This is a genomic window from Enterococcus sp. DIV1421a, assembly GCF_051711025.1.
Classification (GTDB): Bacteria; Bacillota; Bacilli; order Lactobacillales; family Enterococcaceae; genus Enterococcus_B; species Enterococcus_B hirae.
Genome location: NZ_JBIOLU010000001.1, coordinates 1191964 through 1208123, shown reverse-complemented (window position 1 = coordinate 1208123; position 16160 = coordinate 1191964). Strand labels below are relative to the sequence as shown.

The following is a 16160-nucleotide window of genomic DNA, read 5'->3' as shown; positions in this document are numbered from 1 at the left end:
TTTTTTATTACATTTCAGTAAAAGAGTGGCTGCTTCTAGCAATCCCAAGCAAGCCACTCATTTTGATTATTTGTCTTTTTCTCCTAAACCAACACGGTCAAAGATCACATCCACATTTTTCAAGTGATGATGGTAGTCAAATGCGTCATCGATCTCTTCTTTTGTTAAAACAGAAGTAACCGTTGGATCCTCTTCAAGTAAAGGTCTAAATTGAACTTGATGATCCCATGCATAAGCTGTTTTAGGTTGAACCAAGTCGTAAGCTTCTTCTCTTGTCATACCTTTGTCAATCAGTTTCAACATCACACGTTGACTATAGATCAAGCCAAAAGTAGCTTCCATGTTACGTTTCATATTCTCAGGAAAGACCGTCAGATTTTTTACGATATTTCCAAAACGATTCAACATATAGTCCAATAAAATTGTTGTATCAGGTAAAATGATTCGTTCTGCTGACGAATGAGAGATATCTCTTTCATGCCACAACGAAACATTTTCATAGGCTGTGACCATATGACCACGAATCACTCGAGCAAGTCCAGCCATGTTTTCTGAACCGATTGGGTTTCGTTTATGAGGCATTGCTGAAGACCCTTTTTGTCCTTTAGCGAAGAACTCTTCTACTTCTCTCGTTTCTGATTTTTGCAAACCACGGATTTCTGTTGCAAAACGTTCGATGCTGGTAGCAATCAATGCCATAGTCGCAAAGTACTCTGCGTGGAGATCACGTGGGAGCACTTGCGTAGAGATCTCTTGCGGACGAATCCCTAATTTTTCACACACATATTCTTCAATAAATGGCGGAATGTTCGCAAATGTTCCTACCGCTCCTGATATCTTACCTGCTTCAACACCTTTGGCTGCATGCTCAAAACGTTCAATATTTCGTTTCATTTCTGAATACCAAGTAGCTAATTTCAAGCCAAATGTCGTTGGTTCAGCATGAACGCCATGCGTTCTTCCCATCATCACTGTGTACTTATGTTCTTTAGCTTTTTCACCAATAATTGCCGTAAAACGTTTCAAATCATCTCGTAAAAGATCATTTGCTTGTTTGATTTGATAACCATAAGCTGTATCCACGACATCAGTACTCGTTAAGCCGTAGTGGACCCACTTACGTTCTTCACCTAATGTTTCAGAAACTGCTCGAGTAAAGGCAACAACGTCGTGACGTGTTTCCTTTTCAATTTCCAAAATACGTTCAATATCAAAAGATGCATGTTCACGAATTTTTTTGACATCTTCTTTAGGAATTTCTCCTAATTCTGCCCATGCTTCGTCAGCTAAAATTTCTACCTCCAGCCAAGCTTGGTATTTGTTTTGTTCTGTCCAGATATTGCCCATTTCAGGTCGTGTATAACGTTCTAACATCAATTTTTCTCCTTTAATCCCAAATATTGGTTTTCTTTATTTCATCCAAAGTTTGTTGAATGTCTTCAGTTACGATAGTAATATGCCCCATTTTACGACCCTTTTTCGCTTGTGCTTTCCCATAAAAATGAAATTGCCAATCTGGTTTTTTATCGATCAAATGATAGCTTTCTAATAACTGCTCGCCCAATACATTGACCATCACTGCCTCACTCAATAAACGGACTTTTTTACTTAATGGCCAACCACATATTCCCCGAATATGGGCATCAAATTGACTCATCGAGCATGCTTCAATGGAGTAATGTCCCGAGTTGTGAGGTCGTGGTGCTAATTCATTCACATATAAACCACCAGTTTTTGTTAAAAACATTTCAATGCAAAGTACGCCAGATAAGCTCATTCCTTCAGCGATGACTCGAGCAATCCGCTCTGCTTCTTCAACAACCTCATCAGCGATTGTTGCTGGTGCAATCGTTTCATGTAAAATGTTGTTACGGTGGATATTTTCAACCACTGGAAATGTACTATAATCCCCTTGTCCGTTTCCAGCAACTAAGATCGAGATTTCTTTTTCAAAGGGAATCCATGCTTCCAATACACAGGTCCCTTCCCTTAGTAAATCCATTGCTGGCGCAAGGTCTGCCCGACTTTTCAAGACGTATTGTCCCTTGCCGTCATATCCACCTCGTGTCGTTTTCAACACACAAGGATAACCAATACCATCAATGGCATCTTGAATATCGGTTGGACTTACAATTGTCGCATAAGGGGCAATAACGATATTATTCGTTTCTAAAAAAGATTTTTCTAAAAGACGATCTTGGGTGATCGCTAATAAATCAGTTCCTTGAGGAATAAACGACATAGAGGAAATGGCATTTAATGCTTCCACACTGACGTTTTCAAATTCATACGTGATAACATCTGTTCGTCTAGCAAGTTCTTCCAATGCAAAAGTATCATCGTATGTTCCTTGAATATACCAATCAGCTACTTGAGCTGCTGGACAATTCGTTACAGGATCAAGAACCCCGACTTTAAAGCCCATTTCTTTTGCACTGATCGCCATCATCCGTCCTAATTGTCCGCCACCGACAATTCCGATCGTTGATCCAGGCAACAAAGGTTTAACCAAGTTGATCACTACTTTCTATCACAGTTTCAGCTAACATTAACCGTCTTTTCGCTAACTTAGCCTCCAACTTTAAATCATACATTGAAAGCATCTCAACCGCAAGTAGTCCAGCGTTAATTGCCCCCGCTTTTCCAATCGCCGTCGTTGCCACAGGAACACCACCAGGCATCTGGACAATAGATAATAGCGAATCTAATCCGTTCAATGTTCGTGTTTGTACCGGAACGCCAATTACTGGTAAGGTTGTTTGAGAAGCCACCATTCCTGGCAGATGAGCGGCTCCACCTGCTCCAGCAATGATCACTTTGATTCCCCTTGCTCGTGCTTCTTTGGCATACTGAAACATCAAATCAGGTGTACGATGCGCAGAGACGACTTTCTTTTCGTAAGCCACCTCAAACTCTTCTAGAATCTCGCAAGTATTTTTCATCGTTTCCCAATCAGATGTACTCCCCATAATTACCGCAACCTTGATTGTCATACATTTCTCCTTTCTCTACTTTCACATTCATATTTTAGCAATCGGTTTTTTTGATGTCAAAGAATTTTCGAATATTATAAAGATTTTAAGCTTTAATGTTCGGTATTTATATCAGCGAAAAAACGAGAGTGAGACAATCGTTCTTTCTCAAAAAGAAAATAAGTTCGATTTTGATGTTTATTGTCAAAATCGAACTTATTTTTGTTATGCGCACTTTCCTCTCCATATATTTTCCTAATTTTCTTAAATTTAATGCCATCAGTGCCAAACCAATACCAATCGTTGCTCCTTGTTTTCCACGTAAATGAAAACGATGGAACACCAAGCTAGCCTTTAGATATCCGAACGCGGGTTCGACATCCATTTTTCGTTTCCGATAAATCGAACCAGTTTTCTCCTCTAGAAGCTTTTTTCTGCATTCTGCTTTGAAATAGCGCCAATTATTATTTACTTGAATTTTTCGCTTTTGTTCACTTTTCGCACGCGTACATTGACGACGGACTGGACAGTTCCGACAATCCTCACATTCATAGATTTTGAAATCTCGAATAAAGCCACCTTTATCTATTCTGCGACTATAATTTTTGAACGGTACCGGACGATTCGCTGGGCAAATATAGGTGTCTTATTCTTCAAAATAACGCCAATTCTCCACGTTAAACGGATTCTCCTTGTACTTCTTTTTATTTTCTTTGTGGTAACTTCCATAGGTAATCAAGGGGGTTTTATGTAAAACATCGTTGATATACATGTAAATTTCTTCGCTACCATACCCTGCATCTGCCACAATGTACTCCGGCAACTCCTTATGTTGGTCTAAAAAACTATCTAAAAATGGCTTCAATGTTTTGGTGTCTGTGGGATTCGGAAATAATTCATAGCTAAAAACATACTGATTTTCGGTGGCGATTTGTAAATGATAACCTGGTTTGCGCTGTCCATTTCGCATATAATCGTCTTTCATCCGCATAAAGGTAGCATCAGTAAATATTCTACATCTAGTGGTAAAGTTGTTTGGTTGATGGTATTTTTTTTAAACATAAAGCACACTCCTTTGATTTTTTTTTAAGCACTTGAATCATACAAGGTTGTGTGCTTTTTGTGTGCCTTAAAATCAAAAAAAATGGGACAATAATCAGATTTTTTTTGACTATTGTCCCACTCTCTAATCTTAGTATGTTTTTGTAAATGGAAACAATAAATTTCGTGGGAACTATCATATCCTTTGTATAGATTTATGTAATTATCCATTATACAAGTAGAAGAAAAGAGTAGTTTTTCATCTTTTCCTAACAAAAGAAATTATTAGAATATAACAATAATCTTAACGTGTTAAGATTGAACTATGAATAAAAATAAAGGAGTGAAGAGATGAAAGAATGGTATGAAGGGTTTTACTTTACAAAAGATGAGATTAACAGTCAAAGAAAAATAACTGAAAAAGCAAAACAAGCCCTTAATGTGAAACATGAATATTCATCAGCGAGCAAAGTGGCGAAAGAAAACTACGAAAAAGAAAATAAATGCTTGGAATATATGATAAGTCATCATCAAGAAGAAAAGGATCAACCAGCATTTAGCGCAAAAGAATTAGATGAAGCAAAAGTACAAGTGAATAAATTGGAAATGCAGCATGCTCGGATATCCGATCCTTTTGGCAATGAAGCATTAAAAATATCAGAAAAACTTAAATATGCCAAAAACAGATACAATCATATGGAAAACATAAATAAACCCAAAGTACAACGACAGCAAAAAGCGAAAGAGGAAAAAAATGCAGCGGCTAATTTGGACGCGTTACAAGCAAAGAGAGAACAAAGAGGAGAACCTGATGATAAAAAAATTAAGGTGTATATGGACAATTTTAAAAAGTCAAACAACCAGTTAGAAGCAAAATACAATAACTTAACGACTAACAGTCCTGATAAAAATGGAAAACTCAAAGAAAACCAATTTGAGGAAATCACAAACACTGTGCAGTATGTTAAAGATAATAAACATAAAATGTCCCTGCTAGATAAAAAAGAGTCTAGAATCCAAGATAAATTAAGTAATGAAACAGAGAGCCGAAAGAACATAAAAAATCAAATAAATGAAATAGATAATTCGTCATTTTTCAATAAAATTATAGTGTATTTTACAGGAGAGAAGAGAGATTTAACGAAAAAATTAGACACAAAAGATCAAAATATAGTAACTTATAATAAAGAATTGAGTACGATATCTGTAGATAAAGCAGCATATATAATGGAGAGTGAAGCAGCAATAGATAAAATGTTACCCATAAGTCAAGAAAAACAGGCTGAGCTTAATGCTTTAAAAACGAATCTCAAAACTTTGATGAATGAGGTGAATCATTTATCTAAAAATACACAAGTAACCCAACAAATTGATCCCAAATTCAAGGATGATTTGACAAACTTAGAAAATTCGAATAAAATACTTTCGGAAAAAATTAATAATTCAATAAACATAGTTCAAAATTTAGCTGACCAAAAAAAGGAATTTGCAACAATGAGGGGTCAAAGTACATTTATTGATCTAAAAGAAAATGCGAAGGAAAAACAAAGTGAAATTGTAAGTCAAGGGAAACAAACTGAAAAAAGTAAACAACCAGATAAATCAGAGCGGGGTTCCTCTTTTGCATAGCATAAATAGCATATAATAGGTATAGAATATTGATTTTAGCGTATACATAAAGAAATAAACTAGAACGAGGTTGAGACAAAGGTATTTAGCGTCAAGAAATAAGCAGGAATTTCCAAAATTTGCTTTTCAACTTTTTGGTCAATCCCTGCTTATTTTTCGAAGATGTTACTTTTGTCTCAGTCTCATTTTTAGGACGATTCAAGTTATTTTTTTGCTAATGCTTCTTCAATAATCTCTTCATCTTTTTTCAACCCGTTAAAAATAAGATTCAAAACGATTGCTGTCACGCTACTCATGACGATCCCATTCCCCGTAAACATTTGAACTGTTGGGGGTAATTGGCTAAATAAAGTCGGCATAATATTGAATCCTAAGCCAAAACCAATCGAAACAGCAGTAATCAAGAGATTTTTGTCATTCGTAAAATCAACTTCCATCAACATCCGAATACCTTGAACAGCAACCATCCCAAACATGACCAACATGCCGCCACCTAGAACTGGCTCTGGAATGATTTGTGCCAAAGCACCTATTTTAGGAAATAATCCAAGAATAATCAAAAAAATTGCAGAGAAATAAATTGGCTTTCTTGTCTTGATACCAGAAAGTTGGACTAGCCCAACATTTTGAGAAAAACCAGTGTAAGGGAATGTATTGAAAATCCCACCTAAAATAACCGCCAGACCTTCGGCACGATAGCCTTTTTTCAATTCTTCTTCGCCCACTTTTTGTCCAGTGATATCCCCTAGCGCAAAGTAAACACCTGTTGACTCTACCATACTCACAATAGAAATAATGATCATCAACAAGATCGACCAGACATCAAAAGTTGGTTTTCCAAAATAAAAAGGTTGAGGCACGTGAAAAACAGGTGCTTGACCAATCGCACTTAAATCCACCATTCCCAGTACAGCAGCTAAAATACTCCCGCCAACTAAACCGATCAGTACAGCAATCGAGCGAACAAACCCTTTAGCTAACATTTGTACTCCGACGATCAGTGCAATTGTAACGAAAGCTAGCAATAAATTGGTTTGATTTCCAAAATTAGTCGCAGATGAATCGCCACCGCCCATTTTTTCGATTGCAACTGGAATCAACGTCAACCCAATCACGGTAATGACCGTCCCAGTCACGATCGGCGGAAATAATCGTTTGATCTTTGAGAAAAATCCAGACACTAAAACAACAAAAATACCAGAAGCGATAATCGAACCATAAATTGCCCCAACACCTTGGTCGCTCCCAATTAGGATCAGTGGTGCAACTGCTTGAATGGCACAACCTAAAACAACTGGCAACCCAATACCAAAAAAACGATTAACCGTCAATTGTAATAATGTTGCTAAGCCACACATAAAAATATCAATCGAGATCAAGTACGTCATTTGCTCTTGATTAAACCCTAGTCCCGTACCGATCAGCAATGGAACAGCAACTGCCCCAGCATACATTGCTAAGAGATGTTGTAAACCTAATACTGCGGCTTGGCCATTTTTTGTTTCTTTCTCCACCTTTATGCATCCTCCTCAAGAAATTCAACTTGTCCGTTGGATAATGCCGCAATTCGTGCCAATGAAACAACTTTCAAGCCCATTTCTTCTAATAGCTGACGGCCATCTTGGAACGATTTTTCAATCAGGATGCCGATCCCTTCGACTCCTGCACCTGCTTGGCGGCACAATTCAACCAACCCTTTCGCCGCTTGACCGTTCGCTAAGAAATCATCAATGATTAAAACCTTGTCCTCTGCAGATAAAAATTTACGAGAGATAGAAATCGTACTAGTCACTTGTTTTGTAAAGGAATAAACAGAAGTAGTCAACAATTCTTCATCCATCGTCAAGCTTTTGGCTTTTCTGGCAAAAATCATTGGTACATTTAATGTCTGTGCCACAAATAAAGCTGGTGCAATTCCAGAAGCTTCAATCGTTACCACTTTAGTGATTCCTTGATCTTTGAAAACTTCCGCAAATCGTTGGCCTATTTGTTCCATTAATACCGGATCCACTTGATGCGTCACAAAGCTATCTACTTTTAAGACGCCTTCACCTAGCACACGGCCATCTTTTTGAATACGTTCCACTAATTCTTTCACTTTATTTTCCCCTTTTTCATTTATTGATATCAAAGCTAACCACTATTCGACCTCATGGATCACCCTTTCAAGGTTTCAAGCTCGTGCGATATACGCAAAAATGTCTGCTTTTTAAACAAAAAAACCCTTTTACTAAATAAGTAAAAAGGGTGCAAGACACTCTTTCACTTATAGTCCAGCATTTACGGTGCTGGCTAGAAACTGTCATCCTTATCATGACGATATATAAGTGGGCTATATCACTACGTTCCTTCGATCCTCTTAAGAAACAAAATAGTGATCTATTTTGCTCAAGTAGTCTAGAAGTAGCTTTAATAAAATATGTTGATTGGTTCAAGCATTCATAATCGTTGGTTGGCACTTTTAATGTTAGCTTTTGTTCCAAACGATGAAAACAGTTTAACATCTGTTTCAGAAAGTGACAACCAACTTTCACTATTTTTTTCTAAAATCTAATATTTTTGATCTCATTCAGCAAGGTTGTTCGGTATTTCTGACAGAAATAAAGAGAAAAAAGAGAATTTACGTGAGTGCCACGATTTTTTCTCTTTTTTGACTTGTTTTTGATTTTTATGATTCCTCTTGCTTTTCAAGTTGTCGATACTTTTCCATTTTACGACTAAATAATTCCCCGTTACTTGGAGGAGTATAGGTAATAGCGTTCGCTCCAGCTTTGATCGTATCCAAGATGCTTTGATCTGTTGGACCACCAGTAGCAATAATCGGTAGTTCCGGATACTTTTCTCGGAAAAATTTTACCGTTTCAGTTGTTTCTTTCCCTGCACTGATATTGATGATCGTAATACCTGCTGCCAATTTTTCATCGATTTCTGTATATTTCGATGTCACTGTACTAATCACTGGGATATCCACTGCACGACAAACTTCTTGAACTGTTTCAAGTGGTGTGGGTGCATTTAAAACGACTCCTAATGATCCTTGCGCTTCAGCGAATAAGCTCATGTAAGAAGAGCGCGTGCCTTGCGTTAGACCTCCGCCAACACCTGAAAATACTGGAATGTCTGCTGCTTCGATAATACTTTTAGTGATTGCAGGATGCGGAGTAAATGGGTACACAGCAATCACGGCATTTGCATTTGTATTCCGGACAATTGCTATATCAGTAGTAAAAATAATCGATCGGATCAGTTTTCCAAAAATCTTAATACCACTTGCCTCCATAATGACCTCAGGTACTCTAACGATATCTTTTCGTAGCTCGGTCATAATTTCAGGGGTAAATTGCTCTGCCATCTTGCCACTCCCTTTTTCATAGTTATTGATCATATTGATCCAAGTGATAGGTTTCAATGACTTGGATAATTTTTTGTGCGTAGGAAGGGTCAGTTGCGTAGCCTGCATCTTGCAGTGCTTGGGCAGCTTCACGATAGTTCGTAGCCGTGATCACTTTTTCATATAATGCTGGATTCCAATCTACCCCATTCACAAAAAGTTGTGTGTGAGAGTCCATCGATTGTTCCCATGAATCATACACACGAAAATCTCCTTGGATCGTGACCCATTCTTCATTCACAAATTCCTTTGTTTCTAAATTGACCTTTTTTTGATCACCATATGCTTTAATTCCAAAAAGATTATTGTATTGACTGGCTAACGTACTCTCGCCCCAGTTTGATTCAAGAATTGCCTGACCTAAAATGATACTTGGGAGAACGCCATAGCCGGTTTGTAATTCTTTCGCATGAGGAGCTAATCGATCAATAAATTGTTGATGTGTTTGTGCCTCATTGTTATTCTGTTCTTGCCCAACAAGAGGCGCTGATAAGCCTCGTAAAGAGAGAACAAAAGCTATCATCAACAATATTCCACCAAAAATCACAGCAATCAAGCGTAATGAATTACGTTTTTGTTTCTTCCATTTTTTTTTGGCCATTCACTACTCCTATTTCTTTTGTAATTGTTCTAAGTATTCTTCTAATGTGATATCATGTTTCGAAATATAGGCCGCACTTTCTTCTCCAACATAACGTAGGTGCCATGGTTCATACGTGATTTTTGTAATATCTTGACGATCTTTAGGATAACGTATGATAAATCCATATTTAGGCGCATTTTCAGCAATCCATTTTGCCCCTGGTTGATCTCCATAACTTGCCTCTAAAAGCTGTGAAGGATAATTATTATACCAATTTTCATCCACTACATCGACCGCTAAGCCTGTATGATGTTCACTATGCCCAGGGACGGTGATCGTTTGTTTCGTGATTGCTGTCGCCTCTTCCTCTGAAACATGTTGACTACTCATCACTTCTTGGACATTTTGTGTAAACACCTGTTGCTGTGCTGCAACCGAACGATATGCGGAGACCATCACTAAAGGAAAACCTGCAGATTGTGCTGCTTTCGCAAAATCTTCATAATGGGATTCGATACGTTTATCGATCAAATAACCATTGGGCAGTGATGCCAGCTGCGTGTCTTCATTGATTTCTTTTTCGATTTTATGATCAGGTCCTACCAAGACAAGATCCCAATCGGTCGGTTGAACCTTTGGTAGATCTTCACTTTTTTTGGTAGAATCCTTCACTTTAGTTTCTTTGGAACTCTTTGTTGTCTGTTTGGTTACTTGTTCAGTTGTTTGATTTTCTGCTTGGACGTCAGATTTCATGTGTTGCTCGCTTACAAAGATGTACCCCATTGCGGCAACCATGATCACAACTGCTCCAAACCCTAAAACTTTATTCACTCTTAAAAATCCTCTCATTCCTTTTTATGTTCATTTTTTTCATGAACATAGGTTTCTTCTAAATTCTCGTTTACCCAATCCAACAGTTCCAATTTCTCGCCTTCGATCTGTCTTTGAACGTCTGCAGGTAATCGAAAGTTCAAGATGTCGTCATAACCCCATTCATCATAATTAATACTTACCTTCAAGTCAAGGAACCCTGTAAGATATTGATCGTTTTTTAATGGAATCAATTCGACTTTGGCAGGACCATCCGTTAACCATTTTTGAGCGATTCTCGTTTTGATTTGTTTATACTCTGCCACTGCAGTCGTCCTTTTTTCAGGGAAAATGATCGTTTGTCGTAAAATCTTTTGCGTAAGCATCCATTCATAATCAGTAAACAGGTTTTTGATTTTCTGCATGGTTTCAGATGGAAGGTTCTTCTCTCCTCGTTTCCAGCCTTCCCACTGCGCTTCGTCAATTACTAAATAGTCCTCTAAAAAATTCTTTTCTGTTGCGTACTGTTCCAGTAATACACTAAGAATCAAATCAACATAAACTTGATGCATAAAAGTTTCCCCCTCTACTCATTTTACTTAAATTTCAAAAAAATTCACTACGGCTTTACTTTTTCTTATTAAAGTACTCTAACACAAATTTTAACGATTCATTTGGTATAATTAAACAAGGACAATGGCATTTTTTCATTTCATTCACTATATTAAATATAACACGAGAAGGAGTTTTGAAGTATGAAAAAGTATCAATGGGGAATCATTGGCTTAGGAAATATTGCACATGAGTTTGCGGAACATTTTGACCAAGAAACAAGCGAGTTGGCAGCAGTTGCTTCACGAACAATAGATAAAGCAGAAGCATTTGCACAACGCTATCATATTCCTAAAGCATATGGTAGTTATCAAGAAATGCTTAATGACCAAGAAATCGATATTATTTATATTGCCGTTCCCAATCGTCAACATAGTCAACATATCATGGAAGCATTAGCAGCGAATAAGCATGTTTTATGTGAAAAAGCGATCACCATGAATAAAAAAGAACTGACCGAAGCAATGAAATTAGCAGAAGAAAAGAATCTAGTGTTAGCAGAAGCGATGACGATTTTCAATATGCCATTGTATCAACAGTTACGTTCTTTGATCGATACAAACAAGCTTGGGGCATTAAAAATGATTCAAGCACCATTTGGCAGCTATAAAGATCCCGACCCAACCAATCGCTTTTTCAATCCTGAATTAGCTGGTGGTGCTTTATTAGATATTGGGACATATGCCGTCTCGTTTGCTCGTTTCTTTTTGAGCTCTCAACCAGAAGTTATTGCATCAACAATGGTACCATTTGAAACAGGTGTGGATGAACAGTCAGTGACTATTTTAAGGAATAAAGAAAATGAGTTAGCAACGATCAGTCTGACTTTCCAAGCCAAAATGCCTAAAGTGGGAATCGTTGCCTTTGAAGAAGGCTATATCACCATCACCGATTACCCTCGTGCGGATCGTGCGGAGATCATCTTCAATGACGGGACAAAAGAATGGATCGAAAGCGGCAGCACCGCGCAAGCCATGAATTATGAAATCGAAAATATGGTTAAAACTATTAAAGGCGAACTCCCTAACCGTTCGTTGTTTCTGACCCACGATGTCATCGAGATTCTTGATGGGATGCAAAAACTTTGGCAAAAATAAGCTCCTTGAAATAAGCTGGAATTTTTCAAAACATGAAAAGCTGTTTAAGCAACGGAGACATCCCCAATGCTTAAACAGCTTCTCTTTATTTCATTCATTGAACTGAATAATTTAACCAATCGATTGTTGCGAAAATTCCGCTTTGATTTCAATAAAGCTCTTAAAGGATTGCAAAAATTGAAACAATTCTGCTCGATCTTCAAATTCTAAACGTTCTTTGGGCATAGCCATGTCCCGATATAGTTCGTAGACTTCTTCAATCCGCTTCAATAATTCTTTCCCATCATTTTTTTCAGAAAAAGTTTCTGCAGTATAAACCAACAAGCCGTAAATATGCTTGCCATAAGGAACCGGGTCTTGGATTCGATCCAGATTCCCCTGCATATCTTTGATCACGTTGATTTGGGTTCGACGCATGGAAAAATACGTTTCATAGTATTGCGTTTGTTTCACCCAGTAATTCTCTTGGTACTTCCTAGCATCGCTCTGACTTTCTCTTACGAAAGCCAACAATTTATCACAAAGCAGTTGATTGTTGGTATTTCTTCCAGTCAGTAGGAAATCAGCCATGTTGTTTAAAATGATACGAAACTCTTCTTCGATCAATTGTTGATTTTTTTGTAGCTGTTTTTTGATATCCGGCATATAGATATTCGCTACTAATGCAAAAAAGACACCGATAGCCATTAAACTTGCTGCATTACCGATCAACGACCAACTCATATTTTTTTCACTTAAATAGTGTGTGACTAGCACAGAATTTACGACAATTCCATCCGTCAATTTTAACCCAACAGTCAGAGGAATAAACAGTAGTAGGAACAAGCCAAACCCCAAGATCGTATAATCAAAAATAAAAAAACTAATAAAAGCAATCACAGTCGCTAAAATAAATGCCGCAATCCTTAACATCCCAGTTCTTAAAGTTGAACGTTTCGTGTTGCCCACACTTAACAAAGCAATGATTCCTGCTGAAGGCCAAAACAATAATGAAAACATTTGGGCGGTAACCATGGACAACATACTACTAACCACTGTTTTCACGGTCCTCATTCCGATACGCATAAGCAACCCCTCTCTTTTCTTAGAATTATACTAAAAGACTTAGCTAAAAACTAGCAATCTCTTTAAAAGTTCGTTATCCTATTAAAAAGGACTAAAAGGAGAATAAGCGATGGAATTTGGCCGTTTTCGTTTAGGAATGCGAACAATAAAAAGCGCATTAGCAGTTTTTTTATGTATTTTATTTTTCCACGTCACTGATCGAGGACTACCGATGATTGCTGCATTGTCAGCTGTTTTTTCCTTGCGCCAAGATTTAACCACTACTGTTTCCTTTGGTCGTTCAAGAATCATTGGCAATTCAATCGGCGGCTTTCTCGGAATCATCTATTTTTTAGTAAAGAACTATTTTCACAATGATTTTTTAGTGGAATTATTTCTGCTGCCGGTTCTAGTGGTCATCGTCATCGTGGTATCTGACGGAATCAATAATAATTCTGGGATCATCTCAGCAATCGCCACTTTGTTGTTGATTGCTCTGAGCGTTCCTCAAGGCGAATCCTCTTTATATGCGATCCAACGAGTCTTAGACACATTCATTGGAACCTTTATCGCCATCGGAATCAATTTCTTTCTCCGTCCACCTGAGACAGAAAAGAAAGAAGAGCTTGTAGAAGACTTAGTTGAGCTGCAAAAAAAAGAAGCTTTGCTTAGAGAAAATTTGGCAGAAGTCGAAGAACAGATCAAAAAACACAAAAATAGCTAATACATAAATAAACAAACCAGTCTCTTCAACATGAAAGAAACTGGTTTGTTTATTTTTCTAACTAATTTAAACAATAGTTATTCTGCTTGATCGGGTTGTTCCCCGTTTTCATAGAGATTAACTTGTTTCATCGTTCCACGATTAGAGAGATTTTCGATAATGTCTTTGATATCTAATCCTGTTGTTTCTTTCAACGTTTCTTGAGTGGAAGCTAAGAGATTGGTAGCATAGTTAGTCACCCGGTTCGCTCCGCCGTTTTCGCTTGACCCGTTACTGGTATCAACCACTGAGATTTTCTCAATGTTTCCTAATGGCTGTGCTGCTTCTTTCATTAATTGTGGTAACATCTCGATTACCATACTCAAGACCGCTGCTTCACCATATTCTTTGAACGCATCTGCGATTTTGGCTTTGGCTTCAGCTTCGGCCGCTCCTTTGGCTAAAGTCGCTTCCGCTTCCGCTTGACCAGCTAACCGGGTTTTATTGGCTTCGGCTTGTGCCAGAGCTTCAACGCGGAATTGTTCAGCTTCGGCTTCAGTTACTTCTTTTACCTTTTGAGCTTGTGCTTCTTGTTCTTTGGCATAACGATCCGCATCAGCTTTTTTCTTCACTTCCGAATCGTATTGTTTCTCACGACGAATGATTTCTTTTTCTTCTAATTCAATTTGTTTTTGTCGTTCAATGACTTTTACTTCCATTTCTTGTTCAACAACATGTTGTTGCGCCCGAGCGCTTTCCAAGTTATAGGCTTGGTCTGCTTTGGCTTTTGCAATATCTTGTTCTTGCTTGTAAGAAGCTAGTTTTAATTCTTTTTCTTTGATTGATTCTGCAATTTCCGTCTGTCTTTGTAGTTCCGCTGCTTGAGAATCTTTTTCAGCTTCTGCTTTTTTAATACGTGTTTCTTTTAACGCTTCTGCTTCCGCAATATCTGCGTCACGTTTCACTTGGGCGATCCGTGGTTTCCCTAAAGAATCTAAGTAACCGTTTTTATCACGAACTTCTTTGATCGTAAACGAAACAATGATCAATCCCATTTTCGCTAAATCAACAGATGCCACTTCTTGAACGCTTTGACTAAATTTGTCGCGGTTTTGATAAATTTCTTCTACAGTCATCGAACCCAAAATGGAACGAAGATGCCCTTCCAAAACTTCTCTTGCTTCATTTTCAAGTTCCTCACGTGTTTTACCTAGAAATTGTTCTGCAGCAGTCGCAATCTCTTCCACTGAAGAACCAATCTTGATGATTGAGGTGCCATCACACATCACTGGTACCCCTTGTTCAGTATAGACTTCTGGCGTCGAAACATCTAACTTGCTTGACAAGAGACTGATCCGATTCGAGCGTTGGAAAACTGGTAAAACAAATGCCCCGCCACCACGAACGATTTTGATTTTATTATTACTTTCATCTGCGTGGACATTTTTACTGCCTAAATAACTCCCGCTAATAATTAATGCTTCATCTGGTTTGGCAGTTTGATATTTTGCTACAAAGACGATCAGTAACATTAAAATGATCAAGACTGCAATAGCAATTGCGATATAAACTCCTGATATTTCCATTTCTTATACACTCCTTCATATTTTTAGCATGCCTTCATAAGGCGTTACATAACAAACTCTTTCTTTTACTTCAATGATCAAGACCTGTTCTCCTTGCTTAGCTGGTGAACTTTGTGGGGCATAAAAGCATGCAGGTCGCGTAATCGAACCAGTCACACTTTTTAATTGGATCTCCCCCATCCCTTTTAATGGTATGGGTGTAACTACGATCGCCATCTGTCCTTCAAGAGTTTTTTCTGATGCCGACAACGTACTTTCAGCATTTTTCATCGGCATTCGGACATAAAAATTGAGCAAAAACACTAAAACAGTTGCAATCGCCCCACTTGAAATCAATAGAAACAGCGAATCTAATTCTGTTAAGCGCTCTCCTAAATACCCAAACAGGCTGGTAAAAGTTAGCCAAGGGACAATGAGTATCGGGTCAATTGGACCATCGAAATCAAAAATATCTCCAAAGACTAGCAGAAAAACTGCAATCCCCGCACAAGTTAAAAGTGTATACCAATAAATCGTCTCTAATGCCACCCCTCCAATCATGTAATCGCCTCCTCCTCTGTTTTGTTCTATCATACCAATAGAATAACTTTCTGTATAGTTTGATCGATATTTTGTTTTACCAATTTCCCAATGACGATTTAGCCAGTGGGGCGGACACCCCACCGGCAACAAAAGAACTTTGATGCGATCGT

General features: G+C 37.9%; 15 protein-coding genes, 1 pseudogene and 1 riboswitch. Of the genes and pseudogenes, 3 read left to right on the top strand and 13 right to left on the bottom strand.

Annotation, left to right across the window (positions count from 1 at the left end; all coding sequences use genetic code 11):
* Positions 1-66 precede the first annotated feature (66 nt).
* The 4 genes and pseudogenes from purB to IGK21_RS05575 form a co-directional block, all read right to left on the bottom strand.
* Entirely contained in the window at positions 67-1374 is a 1308-nt protein-coding gene (gene purB, locus IGK21_RS05590; RefSeq protein WP_010737434.1) for an adenylosuccinate lyase, read from the bottom strand.
* A gap of 13 nt (positions 1375-1387) precedes the next feature.
* Complete coding sequence (gene purK, locus IGK21_RS05585) at positions 1388-2512, bottom strand: 5-(carboxyamino)imidazole ribonucleotide synthase (protein WP_010719388.1); 1125 nt, start codon at positions 2510-2512, stop codon at positions 1388-1390.
* Positions 2505-2993: a 5-(carboxyamino)imidazole ribonucleotide mutase gene (gene purE / locus IGK21_RS05580; protein ID WP_010719389.1), complete on the bottom strand. Its 489-nt coding sequence runs from the start codon at positions 2991-2993 to the stop codon at positions 2505-2507. Before purE ends, purK begins: the two co-directional genes overlap by 8 nt.
* 106 nt (positions 2994-3099) lie before the next feature.
* Positions 3100-3981: pseudogene (locus IGK21_RS05575) on the bottom strand (transposase); the annotation flags it as partial.
* A 383-nt stretch (positions 3982-4364) separates the two neighbouring features.
* Here IGK21_RS05575 and IGK21_RS05570 point away from each other — a divergent pair.
* Entirely contained in the window at positions 4365-5642 is a 1278-nt protein-coding gene (locus tag IGK21_RS05570; RefSeq protein WP_034700362.1) for a hypothetical protein, read from the top strand.
* A 203-nt stretch (positions 5643-5845) separates the two neighbouring features.
* On the opposite strand, the gene IGK21_RS05565 is transcribed toward IGK21_RS05570, so the two are convergent.
* The 6 genes from IGK21_RS05565 to IGK21_RS05540 all read right to left on the bottom strand — a co-directional run bounded on the left by IGK21_RS05565 (position 5846) and on the right by IGK21_RS05540 (position 10998).
* Positions 5846-7156: a nucleobase:cation symporter-2 family protein gene (locus IGK21_RS05565; RefSeq protein WP_010719392.1), complete on the bottom strand. Its 1311-nt coding sequence runs from the start codon at positions 7154-7156 to the stop codon at positions 5846-5848.
* A gap of 2 nt (positions 7157-7158) precedes the next feature.
* Positions 7159-7740 carry a xanthine phosphoribosyltransferase gene (locus IGK21_RS05560; protein ID WP_010719393.1) on the bottom strand — a complete coding sequence of 194 codons (582 nt, stop codon included), beginning with the start codon at positions 7738-7740 and terminating at the stop codon, positions 7159-7161.
* Between the two features lie 151 nt (positions 7741-7891).
* A riboswitch (purine riboswitch) is annotated at positions 7892-7989 on the bottom strand.
* A gap of 321 nt (positions 7990-8310) precedes the next feature.
* A complete protein-coding gene (locus tag IGK21_RS05555) occupies positions 8311-8994 on the bottom strand; it encodes a hypothetical protein (RefSeq protein ID WP_010737428.1) in 684 nt (227 codons plus the stop codon).
* A 22-nt stretch (positions 8995-9016) separates the two neighbouring features.
* Complete coding sequence (locus IGK21_RS05550) at positions 9017-9634, bottom strand: glycoside hydrolase family 73 protein (RefSeq protein WP_010737427.1); 618 nt, start codon at positions 9632-9634, stop codon at positions 9017-9019.
* Between the two features lie 9 nt (positions 9635-9643).
* Positions 9644-10447, bottom strand: a complete 804-nt coding sequence (locus tag IGK21_RS05545) for a M15 family metallopeptidase (RefSeq protein WP_034700361.1) — start codon at positions 10445-10447, stop codon at positions 9644-9646.
* Between the two features lie 14 nt (positions 10448-10461).
* The gene (locus IGK21_RS05540) at positions 10462-10998 is read right to left on the bottom strand and encodes a hypothetical protein (protein ID WP_014834723.1); all 537 of its coding nucleotides are present in this window, start codon (positions 10996-10998) and stop codon (positions 10462-10464) included.
* Between the two features lie 183 nt (positions 10999-11181).
* Here IGK21_RS05540 and IGK21_RS05535 point away from each other — a divergent pair, with 183 nt between their 5' ends.
* A complete protein-coding gene (locus tag IGK21_RS05535) occupies positions 11182-12135 on the top strand; it encodes a Gfo/Idh/MocA family protein (protein ID WP_010737424.1) in 954 nt (317 codons plus the stop codon).
* A 111-nt stretch (positions 12136-12246) separates the two neighbouring features.
* Here the strand turns inward: IGK21_RS05535 and IGK21_RS05530 are convergent, their stop codons facing one another.
* Positions 12247-13200: an aromatic acid exporter family protein gene (locus tag IGK21_RS05530; RefSeq protein WP_034700359.1), complete on the bottom strand. Its 954-nt coding sequence runs from the start codon at positions 13198-13200 to the stop codon at positions 12247-12249.
* A gap of 109 nt (positions 13201-13309) precedes the next feature.
* On the opposite strand from IGK21_RS05530, the gene IGK21_RS05525 reads away from it, so the two are divergent.
* The gene (locus tag IGK21_RS05525; RefSeq protein WP_010719400.1) at positions 13310-13903 is read left to right on the top strand and encodes an FUSC family protein; all 594 of its coding nucleotides are present in this window, start codon (positions 13310-13312) and stop codon (positions 13901-13903) included.
* A gap of 77 nt (positions 13904-13980) precedes the next feature.
* On the opposite strand, the gene IGK21_RS05520 is transcribed toward IGK21_RS05525, so the two are convergent.
* On the bottom strand, positions 13981-15468 hold the full coding sequence (locus tag IGK21_RS05520) for a flotillin family protein (protein WP_010719401.1): 1488 nt from the start codon (positions 15466-15468) through the stop codon (positions 13981-13983).
* 15 nt (positions 15469-15483) lie between these two features.
* Positions 15484-16008: an NfeD family protein gene (locus IGK21_RS05515; RefSeq protein ID WP_010719402.1), complete on the bottom strand. Its 525-nt coding sequence runs from the start codon at positions 16006-16008 to the stop codon at positions 15484-15486.
* Between the last annotated feature and the right edge of the window lie 152 nt (positions 16009-16160).

Bases quoted from the DNA above. Each gene is read 5' to 3' on its own strand.
- purB (WP_010737434.1), bottom strand. From the start codon at position 1,374: ATGTTAGAACGTTATACACGACCTGAAATGGGCAATATCTGGACAGAA.
- purE (WP_010719389.1), bottom strand. From the start codon at position 2,993: ATGACAATCAAGGTTGCGGTAATTATGGGGAGTACATCTGATTGGGAA.
- IGK21_RS05570 (WP_034700362.1), top strand. From the start codon at position 4,365: ATGAAAGAATGGTATGAAGGGTTTTACTTTACAAAAGATGAGATTAAC.
- IGK21_RS05555 (WP_010737428.1), bottom strand. From the start codon at position 8,994: ATGGCAGAGCAATTTACCCCTGAAATTATGACCGAGCTACGAAAAGAT.
- IGK21_RS05550 (WP_010737427.1), bottom strand. From the start codon at position 9,634: ATGGCCAAAAAAAAATGGAAGAAACAAAAACGTAATTCATTACGCTTG.
- IGK21_RS05540 (WP_014834723.1), bottom strand. From the start codon at position 10,998: ATGCATCAAGTTTATGTTGATTTGATTCTTAGTGTATTACTGGAACAG.
- IGK21_RS05535 (WP_010737424.1), top strand. From the start codon at position 11,182: ATGAAAAAGTATCAATGGGGAATCATTGGCTTAGGAAATATTGCACAT.
- IGK21_RS05530 (WP_034700359.1), bottom strand. From the start codon at position 13,200: ATGCGTATCGGAATGAGGACCGTGAAAACAGTGGTTAGTAGTATGTTG.
- IGK21_RS05525 (WP_010719400.1), top strand. From the start codon at position 13,310: ATGGAATTTGGCCGTTTTCGTTTAGGAATGCGAACAATAAAAAGCGCA.
- IGK21_RS05520 (WP_010719401.1), bottom strand. From the start codon at position 15,468: ATGGAAATATCAGGAGTTTATATCGCAATTGCTATTGCAGTCTTGATC.
- IGK21_RS05515 (WP_010719402.1), bottom strand. From the start codon at position 16,008: ATGATTGGAGGGGTGGCATTAGAGACGATTTATTGGTATACACTTTTA.